Annotated in this window: 15 protein-coding genes and 1 tRNA gene; 7 read left to right on the top strand and 9 right to left on the bottom strand. The window is 50.6% G+C overall.

Annotated elements, in window-relative coordinates; all coding sequences use genetic code 11:
* Window positions 1-97: 97 nt before the first annotated feature.
* Window positions 98-172, bottom strand: a tRNA-Val gene (locus GWC94_RS07540).
* A 176-nt stretch (window positions 173-348) separates the two neighbouring features.
* On the opposite strand from GWC94_RS07540, the gene GWC94_RS07545 reads away from it, so the two are divergent.
* Entirely contained in the window at window positions 349-657 is a 309-nt protein-coding gene (locus GWC94_RS07545) for an ATP-dependent Clp protease adaptor ClpS (protein WP_161834441.1), read from the top strand.
* A gap of 165 nt (window positions 658-822) precedes the next feature.
* On the opposite strand, the gene GWC94_RS07550 is transcribed toward GWC94_RS07545, so the two are convergent.
* Entirely contained in the window at window positions 823-1,113 is a 291-nt protein-coding gene (locus GWC94_RS07550) for a hypothetical protein (RefSeq protein WP_161834442.1), read from the bottom strand.
* Between the two features lie 131 nt (window positions 1,114-1,244).
* Between GWC94_RS07550 and GWC94_RS07555 the strand changes: the two genes are divergently transcribed.
* Window positions 1,245-1,574 (top strand): DMT family protein, encoded by a 330-nt coding sequence (locus GWC94_RS07555; protein ID WP_161834443.1) that lies wholly within the window; start codon window positions 1,245-1,247, stop codon window positions 1,572-1,574.
* A 74-nt stretch (window positions 1,575-1,648) separates the two neighbouring features.
* On the opposite strand, the gene GWC94_RS07560 is transcribed toward GWC94_RS07555, so the two are convergent.
* From GWC94_RS07560 to GWC94_RS07570, 3 genes are all read right to left on the bottom strand, one after another.
* On the bottom strand, window positions 1,649-2,236 hold the full coding sequence (locus GWC94_RS07560) for a DUF4294 domain-containing protein (protein WP_161834444.1): 588 nt from the start codon (window positions 2,234-2,236) through the stop codon (window positions 1,649-1,651).
* Between the two features lie 148 nt (window positions 2,237-2,384).
* A complete protein-coding gene (ccsA, locus tag GWC94_RS07565) occupies window positions 2,385-4,853 on the bottom strand; it encodes a cytochrome c biogenesis protein CcsA (RefSeq protein WP_161834445.1) in 2,469 nt (822 codons plus the stop codon).
* Window positions 4,854-4,982: 129 nt separating this feature from the next.
* A complete protein-coding gene (locus GWC94_RS07570; protein WP_161834446.1) occupies window positions 4,983-5,396 on the bottom strand; it encodes a cytochrome c maturation protein CcmE domain-containing protein in 414 nt (137 codons plus the stop codon).
* A 253-nt stretch (window positions 5,397-5,649) separates the two neighbouring features.
* Here GWC94_RS07570 and GWC94_RS07575 point away from each other — a divergent pair, with 253 nt between their 5' ends.
* The 3 genes from GWC94_RS07575 (at window position 5,650) to GWC94_RS07585 (ending at window position 8,652) form a co-directional block, all read left to right on the top strand.
* Window positions 5,650-6,693, top strand: coding sequence for an agmatinase family protein (locus GWC94_RS07575; protein WP_161834447.1), 1,044 nt, complete (start codon window positions 5,650-5,652; stop codon window positions 6,691-6,693).
* A 1-nt stretch (window position 6,694) separates the two neighbouring features.
* Window positions 6,695-7,267, top strand: a complete 573-nt coding sequence (locus GWC94_RS07580; RefSeq protein WP_161834448.1) for a hypothetical protein — start codon at window positions 6,695-6,697, stop codon at window positions 7,265-7,267.
* Between the two features lie 83 nt (window positions 7,268-7,350).
* Window positions 7,351-8,652: a radical SAM protein gene (locus GWC94_RS07585; RefSeq protein WP_161834449.1), complete on the top strand. Its 1,302-nt coding sequence runs from the start codon at window positions 7,351-7,353 to the stop codon at window positions 8,650-8,652.
* Between the two features lie 179 nt (window positions 8,653-8,831).
* Here the strand turns inward: GWC94_RS07585 and GWC94_RS07590 are convergent, their stop codons facing one another.
* The 4 genes from GWC94_RS07590 to GWC94_RS07605 all read right to left on the bottom strand — a co-directional run bounded on the left by GWC94_RS07590 (window position 8,832) and on the right by GWC94_RS07605 (window position 12,056).
* Window positions 8,832-9,395: a dihydrofolate reductase family protein gene (locus GWC94_RS07590; RefSeq protein WP_161834450.1), complete on the bottom strand. Its 564-nt coding sequence runs from the start codon at window positions 9,393-9,395 to the stop codon at window positions 8,832-8,834.
* Window positions 9,396-9,595: 200 nt separating this feature from the next.
* Entirely contained in the window at window positions 9,596-10,753 is a 1,158-nt protein-coding gene (locus tag GWC94_RS07595; protein ID WP_161834451.1) for a lipid A-modifier LpxR family protein, read from the bottom strand.
* Window positions 10,754-10,761: 8 nt separating this feature from the next.
* Window positions 10,762-11,214, bottom strand: coding sequence for a hypothetical protein (locus GWC94_RS07600; RefSeq protein ID WP_161834452.1), 453 nt, complete (start codon window positions 11,212-11,214; stop codon window positions 10,762-10,764).
* Between the two features lie 2 nt (window positions 11,215-11,216).
* Window positions 11,217-12,056 (bottom strand): hypothetical protein, encoded by an 840-nt coding sequence (locus GWC94_RS07605; RefSeq protein WP_161834453.1) that lies wholly within the window; start codon window positions 12,054-12,056, stop codon window positions 11,217-11,219.
* Between the two features lie 182 nt (window positions 12,057-12,238).
* Here GWC94_RS07605 and GWC94_RS07610 point away from each other — a divergent pair, with 182 nt between their 5' ends.
* Window positions 12,239-12,907 (top strand): DNA alkylation repair protein, encoded by a 669-nt coding sequence (locus tag GWC94_RS07610; protein ID WP_161834454.1) that lies wholly within the window; start codon window positions 12,239-12,241, stop codon window positions 12,905-12,907.
* A gap of 160 nt (window positions 12,908-13,067) precedes the next feature.
* Window positions 13,068-14,417, top strand: a complete 1,350-nt coding sequence (locus tag GWC94_RS07615; protein ID WP_161834455.1) for a sugar porter family MFS transporter — start codon at window positions 13,068-13,070, stop codon at window positions 14,415-14,417.
* Window positions 14,418-14,425 lie beyond the last annotated feature (8 nt).

Genomic DNA, 14,425 nt, shown 5'->3' on the forward strand with positions numbered 1-14,425 from the left:
GGTGTAACCGATATAAAACCGGTCGCAGGAGGCTGAATAAAGGATATAGGTCTTATACATAAAAAAATAACCCCGAAAATTTTACGGGGTTACTTTGTGGGAGCACACGGGTTCGAACCGCGGACCCTCTGCTTGTAAGGCAGATGCTCTAAACCAGCTGAGCTATGCTCCCTTGATTGATTGGGAGTGCAAAAATAGGCCCTGTAACATAACTGCCAAAAAAAACTTTGGATTTTTTCGGAGTTTGTTTCCGTCCATGATGGTGATGCCGCTCCGCCTTCTTCCTGACCGGCCGCTGCCGGGAGCGGATTTGCACGAACATTCTCCGGCAACGCCTACATTTGTGGCATGACGCATAGGATATTCAGCAGTGCTGCGAAACCCTGGGAAAAAGAAGAAACGGAGCTGATGACCGAGCTCGCATCATCCTACAGTCTGATCGTATGGAATGATGAGGTAAATACGTTTGAATGGGTGATCGAAACACTGGTTCATATCTGCGGCCATACCACTGAACAGGCTGAACAATGCGCCATGCTTATCCACACACAGGGCAAGTACGCCGTAAAAAAAGGCGATTACGACACACTCAAACCCATGCGCGACGCAATCACCGACCGCGGTATCGGGGCTACGATAGAAGAGAACGCGGGATAAGCGCGGTTGCTTACCTGCAATCGGGAAAATGTCAATGGTAAGCTGTTTGATGGTTGGAAATTTGAGAGAGGGCGTATGCCGCAGATTTCACAGACCTGTCTGCCTACAGGCAGGTTATCACAGTTTTTAAATCCGAATTCATCATCCACGAATTCATCATCCGCTCTAGTTCAGTTGCAGCGCGGGCAAGCGGTATTCTTTGCTGTCGTAGACAAACAATTCTTCTATCTCGTAGGTCCAGTATTTGTACAAAGGCGATTTGGCGATATAGCCATCGGCTTCTGTTTTGGAGTCTGCATTGACCGTTACCCAGCAGGTCTGGCTTTCCATGCTTACGGCATAACTGTCTATGATCCCTTTGTTGATGAGGTAGTTGATATAAGTGCGGTGCGGCGGTACCAGTGACATGAAACCCTCATCCATCGTAAACCTGATGATCGCCTGGAACTTTTTCATGATCTTCCGTTTTACAACCTGTGTAATACAATATCCGTGCGAGCTTTCTTTCCAATGGCATTATGGCAATCAACCGGAGAACAACTGACATAATTTACGGTAATTTTGCCTCTTTCCTAATTAAACCTTTTATGCTGAGAACCGTCGGGTTACTGATCTTATCCAACTGCTTTATGACCTATGCCTGGTACGGGCACCTGAAAAACAACAGCGTTCCTCTCTGGAAAGCCATCCTGATCAGCTGGCTGATCGCATTTTTCGAATACTGCCTCATGGTTCCCGCCAACCGGCACGGTTATTTACATGGCATGACAGGTTTCCAGCTCAAGATCACCCAGGAAGTGATCGCACTGTTCATCTTTGTACTCTTTGCCATTTTCTACCTCAAAGAACCCTTCGAACTGAAGTACATGATCAGCATAGTGTGCATTATTGCCGCAGTGTATTTTGCGTTTAAGTGAGGGGGACTGATTTTCGTGAGTTGGCGTGAGTTTTTTGGAGAGATGTGGCGGCCTATCGCATTTTCAAATTCCTCCTACCCCTTGAACCCATACATTTTCTCCACATCCTTCACGATCCGTTCCATGTCGGCATCTCTGCCGCTGCGGTCGTAGCTTTGTTTGAGGTTGCTGCCGAAGAGTACGGCTACGGTTTGCCAGAAGGCGGCGGTGATAAATCCCTTGTATTCGTCGATGATCTCGTAACAGTTGCTGCCGGTTTCGCGGTAGATCAGTTTCATCAGCACCTTACCCTGGTATACCGAAAGATTGGTGAGTTTATCCGTAAACTCTTTTTTGAGCTCTTTCTCCCGCGAATGTATGATGGCTTTGCGCTGCTTTTTATCGGTGACATTGACCAGCTTTGCGTTGATCTCGTTCATCACACGGCCCGCGGCTTTTGCGTAGGGATAGGTTACATACACCGCGTTGCGCAGACGCGTCCAGTCGGCCCAGTAATTTCTCCATTTGCTGTTCATCCGGCCAAGCACTTCTACGGAGGGCAGGTAAGACATCCCTATCGTATCGCCTTCGGGGGTTACCCAGGCATAGACCTTCACCGTATCGGCAGAACCATGCACCTGCGCGCCGGCTTTACCGGTAATCAGGCTCAAAGCGATCAGCATGGCTGCGGTATATGTGTTCAGGATCCTCACCGGTTTTAAAAATAGACAGTTCCCGGGAATTAATGCTGCCTGGCAGGAAAAAGTAACCCAGCGGGATTGTTAAATGGGCGATGGCAGATTGCCGGTTGGTCGTTTTTTTCGCGAATACCTATCTGGCAGCTTTTTTCCCGTTCCGCTGGTAAATAGACATAAAGAACCCCACCACCATCACCACCACTCCCAGCCAGAGAATATTGATCATGGGGAAAGCATATACTTTGAGCGTGATCAGGTCGGTAATGGCCCCGCTTTCTTTAACACCGATCTCGAATTTACCGTTCTGTCCATCCAGTATTTTATTGAACCTGAGCGCCAGGCTTTGCGATACCACGGTATCGGCGATCATCCGCACCTGGCCGTTCTTCACCGCAAAACCGGGGTTGGCGGGATAGGTACGGCCGTCTTTGGCAATGACCACCATATCCATGAAAATGGCGGTGTCGGCATCGGGGTACCTGGACTTAAACCGGTCGGGGTTCAGCATAATATTGTTCAGCACCATCATACCGCGGCTGTAAAACAGCGTATCGCCTTTGCTGATGGGGCGGGCCTGGAAACTGGCCGTATCCTCTCGGCTGTTTTCCTGAAAGGAAGTGATGTAAACGAATACATCTTTATACCAGTAGTGCTTGGCAGCTGGATTGGCTGCAAACCCCTCGCCCCCTTTGTTCTGCTTGATCACATCGGGATAGAGTTTAAAATGTTCGCTGCCGTCTTTCGCCTGGAAATCGATCTCGAAATACCGCTTACGGTCGCGCTCGTTCAGGGTATCCTGTACATAGGTAACCATGTACTTGCCCATATCCGTAGGCAGTTTTTTGAACAGCGTGATGTTTTCCGCCGGATCGCCTGCGGGATTGGCTTTGTCTTTCGGATTGCCGGTCAGCGGGGTAATACCCGTGGTATTCCAGCTCAACACCGTTTTCTTGCTCGATGAAATAAGTATGCCCACCAGCATCAGCCCAAAGCCGATATGCGCCACCGATGCGCCGGCAGCCCTGATCTTACCATTCAGTCCCGCCCAGATATAACCCATATTCGCCACCACGGCATACACCGAAGCGTAAATAGCAATATGAATGGCGATCAGGAAGCCGGGGCCTTTTTTATCGAACGCCACATGGCCCCAGAAGCTGATCAGTATACCGATCACCAGTGAAATGACGGTTGGCAGTAATATCTTCTTATTGAAATAGGCTTTGGGCGTGTCTTTGTATTTGAAATACTGTGTAACGGCAGTGAGTACGCCGATCACGATGGCTACGAACACCTGTATCTGGTTGTACGCGAACTCCGCATCTTCCGGCGGCGCAATATTGGTGCCGAACACCTTGTTCACCACGGGAACGGAGGTTTTGGATATGATCACCAGTCCGGCAAGAAAGAATACCAGCGAACCGATAAACATCCAGAACTCGCGGCTATAGGTTTTTTCCTCTTTATGGATCGTCGGGATGGCTTTGTACCTGATACCGTACATCGCCATTGCCGGCACAAAAAATACCAGCACAAACAACAGCAGCTGCCAGTTCATACCCAGGTCGGTGAATGCATGCACCGAAGTATCGCCCAGTATACCACTCCGGGTAAGGAAGGTTGAATACAGTACCAGCGAGAAAGCCGCGATATAAAAGAAATATGTGGGGCGCAACGAATACCCCGTGCTTTTATAGATCAGGTTGGTATGCAGTCCGGCGATCAGTACCAGCCAGGGCACCAGCGATGCATTCTCCACGGGGTCCCATGCCCAGTAGCCGCCGAAGGAAAGACTTTCGTAGGCCCATGCCGCGCCCATCATCACACCGGTTCCCAGCACGGCGGCGGAGAAGGATGTCCAGGGTATTGCCGGTTTTATCCAGCTATGGTCTTTCTTCATCAGTCCCGCCATGGCAAAGGCAAACGGTACGATGGTGGATGCAAAACCAAGGAACAGTACAGGCGGGTGTATCACCATCCAGTAATTCTGCAGCAGCGTATTCAGCCCCGTACCGTCTTTCAGGAACTGGAGGTAATCGGCGCGAAGCAGACCGGTGGCTGCATCCTTGAATATGGGTGCATTGTCGAGGATACCCTCGTTGCGTACCAGCGTAAACGGACTGCTGCCCAGTTTTACGCCAAAGAAATAAACACCCAGCACCATCGTGGCCAGTGCAAACTGGGCAAAACTGATCACGCTCATTACACCGCTTTCCCATCCCCTGCCGCGCCATACCAGCAGCCAGCCCAGCACACAATGCCAGAACGCCCATAACAGGAAACTGCCCTCCTGTCCTTCCCAGAAACAGGCAAACAGGTATTCCATCTGCAGGCTTTTGTCGCTGTGCGTAAAAGCATATTTATATTCGAAATAATGATGAGAGATGATATAGTACAGCGTGGCAAATGCCGCAATCACACTGATGGTCTCCGCAAGAAAAGCCAGCCTTGCCAGCCGCTGCCAGCCCTGTTGCGAAACGATATCAGCAGACCGGAACGATTTGAAATAAGCGATGGTGGCGGTCAATGAACTCACCAAAAAAAGCACCACGAAAAAATGTCCGATCTGACCCGGGAGCAGGTGTTCGCCGATATAATCCATGCGGTAGGGAGGGTTTAGAAAGTAAGAGAGGTCTCTGTTATATTGTTAAATGGTTGCCTTGTTATATTGCTTTTGACTGCCGGTGACGCAATGCCATAAAACAATACAGCCATTAAACCATTATCGTTTTCAATTCATTCCTGTTGCCTGAACATTCTTCTTCATGGCATTCGGGTCGTCTTTGTATTTGGAGGGGCATTTGAGCAGGATATCCTTGCAGTCAAAATGATCGCCCGTTACCTTGCCTTTGAGCACCACGCGCTCGCTTTTCTCCATATCGGTGGGTTTGTTGTTATGGTACACCACTTTAATGCGGTTGCCCAGGGTATCCACAGCGGTAAAGCTCAGGTAATTGGGGTTTTTCACCGCGTCGTATTCCACCGGCTGCTGCAGGTCGATCTTTGCGATCAGGTTCACGAATTTACCCTCTTTCTGGCGGGCGGATGCGATGGTCTCGTACGTAGTCAGATCGCCCATATAACTTACCAGCACCACTATGGCTGCGGCGATCAGCACCAGTATCACAATATGCGTTTTCTTCATACCTGCAATTTTACGCCGCAAAATTAGCGTAAAAATGCCAAGACACGGCGGTTTGTGGTGAGCGGTTCCGCCGGTACACGGTGTTTCCGGAGCGGTTCCCACTCCAAAGCTGCCTGCCCAGGCCCCGCGAAGGCAGGTGTTAAAAAAAATCCAATCCCCGGGCAATTTCCATCCGGGGGCAAAGCATACAGATTTTAACGCCGGAAATCCGGTAATTAGCCTAATTTGCATCCGTTTTTGCAACAACATTATCATGGCTGATCTTTCGCAATTCGACCCCAATGCGGTCGGTAACCCGTTTAACAACATATTCGGGCTCCCCTTCTCCGAAGACGATGCAAGGCTGGTATTGCTTCCCGTTCCCTGGGAAGTGACCGTTAGTTATGGCGCCGGTACCGCCAGGGCCGCCGAGCATATCTGCAAGGCCAGTATCCAGGTGGATCTATTTGACCAGGACGGCGACCAGGGCTGGAAACAGGGGTTTTTCATGAAGGATGTGGACAAGAAGATCCTTATGAAAAGCGATTACCTGCGCAAGGAAGCAGAACTCTATATTGATTATATCTCCAAGGGCGAGATCGTTGACAAGAACAAGTTCATGTGCAAAAGCATGAAAGACATCAACGAGGGCAGCGAATTGCTGAACCAGTGGGTATACCACCAGACCACGGCCCTGCTTGGCAAAGACAAACTGGTAGGCCTGATAGGCGGCGATCACAGCACACCGTTCGGGTTTATCAAGGCGCTGGCCGACAGGCACGGCGATTTTGGCATACTGCAGATAGATGCACACTGCGATCTTCGCAAAGCCTATGAAAATTTCAAATATTCGCATGCATCGGTGATGTACAATGTGCTGGAAGAAATTCCCGCCGTAAAAAAACTGGTGCAGGTGGGTATCCGCGACTACAGCGAAAGCGAATGGGCATATATCTCGAACAGCAATTACCGGGTGGTCACTTACCTCGACAAACACATCAAGGAACGCCAGTTCGAAGGCGAGACCTGGAAACATATCGTGGACGAGATCGTTAACCACCTGCCTGAAAAAGTATATATCAGTTTCGATATCGATGGCCTGGACAGGAAATACTGTCCCAATACCGGCACCCCTGTACCCGGTGGTTTTGAACTGGAAGAAATATTCTACCTGATACGCAGGATCAGCAACAGCGGACGCAAACTCATCGGCTTTGATCTTGTGGAGATAGCGGTGGGACAAACCGACTGGGACAGCAATGTGGGCGCGCGCTGCCTGTGGAGATTATGCAACCTGCTTACCCATAACAATTCATAGGATGCCTGTTAAAGCCTACGATTATATTGTTGAATGCAAGCAGCCGGATTATAAACTGGTGAACCTGGTGAGCCAGATCATGCTGTTTCTCTCGCTGATCGCATTCGGGTCTTCGCCGCATATGTATCCCATTACCTTCAAAGCCGTGTACCTGTACCTGATCATGACAGGTATATTGGTATTGCTGGTGATCGGCAACCGCAAACAGCGCCATGAAGGCAATGCCAATTACCGTTTTGCCCTTTCGCTTGCCGCCATCGGCTGGATAGCGCAGCCAGGCGATTGGAAATGGGTAGCGGCCATCTTTATCCTTTCCGCCATACTCGAAAGACAGGTAAAGTTTCCCATCGAATACGCGTTTGATGAAAAACAGGTGGTGTTCAATTCCCTTCCCAAAAGAATGTATGACTGGAAAGAGCTGAACAATGTAGTGTTAAAGGACGGCCTGCTCACCATCGATTTCAAGAACAACAGGATCATACAGAAAGAGATCAACGAACATATCAGCGATAAACTCGAAACGGATTTCAACGATTTCTGCCGCCGGTGCCTGCTGTCTGCACAGGCAGCCTGACCTCTCTCTGCGATACTTTGCGATCTCCGCGTCTCTGCGGTAAAAATCACCGCAGCGTTTCGCAGCGAAAAAACAAAGACATTATGCCTACTCCCTATATACTTTATTCCGACGGTAACGGTAATATTTTCGAAGACACCAGCCTTTACGCCGCAGGCCGTGCAGGATGGGATGCCATGCCCGTACCCGAGGAAGACTGGATCATACTCCCCGAAGGCGGCAATCTTTACGAACTGCCCGGCAGGCGCGGCATAGGCATAGACGTGCACACCGGCGAGATGCGTCTCTGCGAAAAAGGATGGGCTGTAGCCGCCTTTATCCCACCCGCGCATACCGGTCTTTTTATTGCAGCATACGAAACCCTGCCCGATGCGCCTACCCTGCCGCTGTTTTGCTACACCGCTGTGGGCTGGTTCAACAACCAATACTATGTACCTGCGGTACGCATCGAAAAAGACATACGACAGGAATGCGCAGGTTACGACGACACCAAAATTGAACAGGGTACCAAACACCTGCTCCAGGCCTATCCCGGTAACCGACTGGTAAAACACCTGATGGAGAACTGCTGCATGACCTACCATTGTCCGGCAGCGCGCAATTTTGCTTTGGGCAGGTGGGAATGCCCGATACCGAGTTCCCCTGCCTGCAATGCCAACTGCGTGGGATGCATCTCCTTCCAGCCCGAGGAAGAATCGATCGTATCCACGCAGGACAGGCTTACGTTCAAACCTCTCCCCGAAGAGATCGTGGAGTTTGCCGTACCTCACCTGATGACAGCACCTTACCCCATCGTAAGTTTTGGCCAGGGCTGCGAAGGCGAGCCCTTGCTGATGTGGGAAACCATACGCGAAGCCATCATCGAAATACGGAGGCATACGGATAAGGGCAGCATCAATATAAACACCAACGGTTCCAAACCCGATGCGGTGCGCGCCTTATGCGAGGCAGGCCTCAACAGCATACGTGTAAGCACCAACTCGGCCCGCAAACGTATTTACGATCCCTATTACCGCCCCAATAACTACCGCTTCGAAGACATCATCGACAGCCTGAAAGTGATGCGCAGCTTCGGAGGCTGGACAAGCATCAACTATTTCGTATTCCCCGGTATGACAGACAGCGTGGAAGAATACGAGGCCCTGCGACAGCTTATCATCGACACCGATCTCTGCATGATCCAGTGGCGCAATTTCAATATAGACCCCGACTGGTACATGGGCAAGATCGGCGCCTACGAAACGGGCGATATGCTTGGCATGAAACAGGTAATGCAACTGCTCCGTGAAGAATTCCCTAACCTGAAATTCGGCTATTTCAACCCTTCGATGGAGCGGATGAAGGGAAATTACGAAAGCGATTTTGCGGGGAGTGAGCGGTACTAGCACTCCGCAAGTATGCCCGTACAGCGCTGAAAGATCGGGTAAAGATTTAGTTGTGTAAAAAAAATTGCCACAGATTGCACAGATTAGCACAGCCCTGTCTGCCGACAGGCAGGTTAGCACATAAAAAAGCTGTGTCAATCTGTGTAATCTGTGGCAACAAATTCCCGCACCACACCACCCTACACCGGCAGATACTTAGTCAGCATCTTTCCATTCGCATAAGTAACCACGCTCTCCAGCGCCAGCATTTTTCTCTCTTTGAATATCCGCATCCCCTCCCCGATCGCCACGGGGTTCCGGATGATATAGTATTCATCGATCAGGTTCAGGCTGATCAGCGAACTGACAAAAGTGGCGCCGCCATACACCATGATGTCCTTACCGGGTTGTTCTTTCAGGGCTTTTACGGCAGTGGCCAGGTCGCCGTTTTCCACTTCCAGGTTGCGGCCTTTGATCTCTTTCTGGGTATGACTGAACACGATCTTACGCATATTGACCATACGGTAGGCAAGCGACTGCTCTTTACTGTCGGGCAAATTATCGAGCGTATTTTCCCAGTGATCGATGAATTCGCGGGTCATTTTTCTGCCGAGTAAGATGGTGTCGCAGGTATCGGCCAGGTCAATGACAAAGCGCATTCCCGCTTCATCGGGTTGGCTCAGCCACATCCAGTCGAGTTCTCCGTTGGGACCGGCTACAAAACCGTCCAGGGTCATTTGTACCTGTACTTTTAATTTTCGCATGGGAATCGTTTTAAAGTTGATGATGTTTTACACCACAAATTTGTGCCAATATTCCCCGCCACCATGGGTAGGATTGCGACAAAACCGCTGGTGGTTTGCGTAAATATGCCCGTCAGGGTACCGGGCGGGACGCGATTGCCATACGAGGCCGCCGCGCTGATCCGCGGCATCTGTTCTTTCAAAGGGGAAACAATGGCAGTTTATTGCCGTCGATTTACGATATGAACATTCATCTCGATACTCATCCAGTAATGCCAGCGCGGAGCACGACCGGGCGCCTCGAACTCGGGTGAGCGAAAATTGAATTTCAGTTTTCCGTCAAAATTGGTTCTGCTGGAAACAGAAGGATTGATACAAAACCCAAGCGATCCGTCGAACACGCCGCGACGAGCCCAGGCATTGGGCAGGTTTACCGCATCGTGACGGCTCTGGCCGCTTATCAGTGCATTGTACCCAATGAAATTACCCCTGATCGCTGCAAAGAAAAAGAGCTCTGTTGCTTTTTCGCGTTTATAATAGTTTTCCATTGTTGCAACGGCATTGGGCTTAAAAAGCATCGAGGAAGATCCGAGCGGATTGGTCGCATACATCCAGTTGCGCGGATCGAGCCAGCCAAAACGCCAGGACAATTCAGCGACGGCGGTATTGTACCAACCCAGGTTTAAGCGGCCGGCGGCTTTCCATTCACCTCCGAAGCGGATAAGCCTGTCTGTGAAACCCAATTCACGCCGGCGCAGCGGTCCCCGGGTCAGCAAATGATCCTGCTGGTAAAACAGTAATGCGGTAAGCGCGCCGCCGTCTGACAGCTGGTTATGCCAGCCCCTTGGCGTGCGCGGGTCTTTTGTATCATTATTGTTCATCCCCTTGTGAATCGCGGTTTGTATTTCACGGGAAACTCCTGTACCCAGCGCACCCGCAGCCAGCCCGAAAGTATATAACCGACACTTTTCGCGATCAAGAAACATTCCGGTTGTTTGCAGATAAGTGAGAGAGGCATATGGCCTGTCGTTGTAGATCGGATAGGAAGCGGGCAAGGAATCAGGGGTAAACGATCCGTTAGCCAGCTGCATTACATAGAATCCCGTGGCATACTGTACACGTTTCGGTTTTATCATTTTGAAAAGCCAGCGCGAAGGAGCAAATAGAAAACATTTTTCAAATGCATCTGTTGCGTAGTGGAAGCCAAAACCCATCGTGTAGTTTCTGTCTTCATTCAATTGTTTCATGCCAAACCATTCCAGGGTATAGTCCTGGTCGTAGCTGATACCAAAACGCTGATAGCGCGCAGCCGGCAAAGGCTGTGCAAGGGCCTGCCCCGTCAGCAAAACTGAAACGAGTAAATACAATATCCTTACCATATGCTTTTTTATCGGTCCCGCACCATCAACTCCGCCAGTTCACCGATCACCCAGGGCGCTGTATTTGCTTCCCCGTTGGGATTGTTGTCATGATGCGTATAATCAAACTGGTTATTGGTAAGGTAGTCAACAGCATGCACGGTTTCGTGCACCAGTGTATTGGTTATCGATGCCAGGCTTCTGTTCAGTTTAGCCGTATTCACACTGATCTTGTCGAGTGTGCCCGCGTTGGAACGGCTCCAGGGCCTCCAGAAAGTGGTTACGGTGATCTCTCTTGGAAACGCGGTAAATTCCGCGGCGATCTGCCGGCCGGAATAAACAGAATTGTCAAAAGAATTGATCTGTTCGAGTTTCTGGTAAAATACCTCATCTGAAAGGATGCGGTTCGCTTCCAGGATCGCATTGGTGAGAGACCTATTGTTTCCCTCGTATTTTAGCTTTGGACAGTTGGTGATAGCCATGATCAGTTTAGTTTATAGTTAACGGCAAATTTGACAACAGGTTTGGCAAGCAGTTCCACCGGGCTGTTGGTATACTGGTAAACACCGGCACGCAGGCTGATAATATTGTCAATTTCTATCCCCATATCAACCGAATAGCCCAGCAGTGAATTTTTTTTGAAGCCTGGTCCGAATATGCGCGCAAAATTGCTTTCGGCCGACATGTTCCCGGAAATCTTCGCCTGCAGAAAGAACATGCCTATATTACTCATATCATCATTGGCCCAGGCCCCTGTTTGAAAATACAGTCCTGCATTGGCAAAGCTGTTGAGGTAATTGATACTTTCCTGGGTAAGACTGTCCCTGCCATTGACAAGCCGGGTACCCAGGTGATAGTTGAACTTAAGCAGTGTGCGGGCCGATGCATTTCTTTCTAACAGATTAAAGGACTGGTTGATGGAAAAATTCAACGTGCCGCCGAGCTGATTGAGCAGCGAATTGACAGACTGGCTATTCTCTTTATCATTGCCAAATCCGGTACCTGAGGTGCCTGTGTAGATATAAAACGGAATGCTGAATTTTTCCTCCCCGATATTCAGTTTCAGAAACCGCGCAGAAGCCTGCACGCCGCCGTTGGTGAGGTAATCTATGATACCGCTTCGAAGCAGCTGAAAAGATTCGTCGTCGGCCTGAATACGCTTTTGGATCTTTGTCGTTTTTTGGGTCAATCCAGAAATATTTCTCGCGGACAAATTGTTGATTTTTTCCTTTGCCCATGTATAATCCACTTCTACGATCTGGGCTTTTGCGTGCAGGTAAAAGACGGAGCACAGCACAATGATGGCACACCGGTACCGTTGCATAAGCAGTTGGGTTTTGATCAGTAAATAAGGGGGGATATCGTAAACCTAATAAAAGTTTCTGCATAATGCAAGCCATTCCAGACTTCTTTTTTCGGCTTAGGCCGACCAACCGGAGACAGACCGGAAGAACGCTCCGTGGCACTGTTTATGCGTACATTTGGATAGCCCGAAAAACGAGCATTATGACACTGAAAGAAACGCTGGCCCGGCTGAAATCGATGAGCAACGAAAAAACCATGGCGCATAACAGGAAATTCGGCCTGGGCGATAACCAGTTTGGCGTAAAAATGGGAGATATACGCGCGCTTGCCGGCAAAATCAAAACCGATCAGGCGCTGGCAATGGAACTTTGGGAGACCGGCAACCTGGATGCACAACTGCTTGCCGTACTCATCACCGACACCAGAAAACTGACAAAAAAAGAACTGGAAAAAATGGTACAGTCTGCCGGTTACGCCCCGGTGGCGGACTGGCTGTACAGCTATGTGGTCAAAGTGTTTCCCGACAAAGAATCTTTCCGCACCGGCTGGATGAATGGCAGGAACAAATGGGCCGCCCGTGCAGGATGGAGTCTTACCGCAGGCAATATAGCGCGCGATCCGGCACTGGTGGATATCCAGGCATTGCTGGACAGAATTGAATCCGAGATGCCCGCCGCGCCGCCCGAAGTGCAGTGGACCATGAACACCGCACTGGCCAATATCGGCATCCACCACGAAAAACACCGCCAGCGCGCCATCGCCATCGGGGAGAAACTGGGTATTTACAGAGACTATCCCGTTTCCAAAGGATGCACCTCCCCTTTTGCCCCGGTATGGATCGGCGAAATGGTGAAAAGACAGCAGGGCTGACCATTCCTGTTCAACGCAGAGACGCGAGGGAGCAGCCTCCCGCCGAGATCATATCCGGGAACCCGCGATCCGCAAATCCATCATCCCCTGCGCCGAAAGGATCCGGAACGCTTCCTGAATCGCGGCGGTTTTCTTATCTTACTGTGCAAACAAGGATTGCATGCAAAAGAACCAACTGTTCCGTTACTCGGTGGTGGCTGCCCTGGCTGGTTTTATTTTCGGGTTTGATACGGTGGTGATCTCCGGCGCCAACCTTCCTATTAAAAATCTCTGGCATACCTCGCCGCTGTTTCACGGTTTCTTCATCATGTCGATGGCCTTATGGGGCACCGTACTCGGAGCGGTCTTTGGCGGCATTCCTACGCAGCGATACGGAAGAAGAAAGGTATTGATTGCGGTGGGACTGCTGTTTGCGGTTTCGGCATTTGGAACAGCGCTGGCAAACGATCCCTATCTGTTCTCTTTCTTCCGTTTTATCGGCGGCGTGGGCATAGGGGTTTCTTCTGTGGCAGCGCCCACTTATATTTCCGAAATAGCAACACCCGGCAGCCGGGGCCGGCTGGGCGCTATGTACCAGTTCAACATCGTTTTCGGGATACTGGTGGCATTTCTCTCCAATTATTTACTCCAGGGTGTGGGCGGCGATAACGACTGGCGCTGGATGCTGGGTGTGCTGGCCATCCCGTCTGTGCTCTATACCCTGATGGTACTGGGCGTTCCGGAAAGTCCGCGCTGGCTGATCACGCAGAAAAATGATATGACTGCTGCCAGGCAGGTATTGGTACAGTTGGGTATAACGGATCCTGATAAAGAGGTGGAAACCATTCTGGCAGCCAACAGGGACGAAGCCGCCGCGGGAAGCGGGGCGCAGTTGTTCAGCGCCCCATACCGGAAAGTGCTGTGGCTGGGTTTTATGATCGCGTTCTTTAACCAGGTATCGGGTATCAATTTCATCCTTTACTATGCACCGGAGATACTGGAGAAAGCGGGACTTGCTGCAAAAGAGTCGCTGCTCAATTCCATCGCCATCGGTGGCACCAACCTGCTGTTCACCTTCGTGGGGCTGTACCTGATCGACCGCGCCGGCAGGCGGAAACTGCTGGTCATCGGGTCGCTGGGGTACATACTCAGCCTGTCGATGGTGGCCTGGTCGTTCTATACACATGCCGGCGCCGCCTTACTGATGGGTTTCCTGTTGCTGTTTATCGCCGCGCATGCCATCGGCCAGGGCGCTGTGATCTGGGTATTCATATCCGAAATATACCCCAACCGCATACGTGCGGCAGGACAGTCTTTCGGCGCAAGCGTGCACTGGGTGTTTGCCGCCATCATTACGCTGGTAACACCTGTATTTCTTGATTCCGGGAACGGCATCTTCAAAGACAATCCCTGGCCCATCTTCGCTTTTTTTGCCTTTATGATGCTGCTGCAGCTGATCTGGACCCTCACCAAAATGCCCGAAACCAAAGGCGTTTCACTCGAGGGCCTGGAAAAACGACTGATGCATTGAAGAACCAG

The organism is Sediminibacterium soli (assembly GCF_009939225.1).
Lineage (GTDB): Bacteria > Bacteroidota > Bacteroidia > Chitinophagales > Chitinophagaceae > Sediminibacterium > Sediminibacterium soli.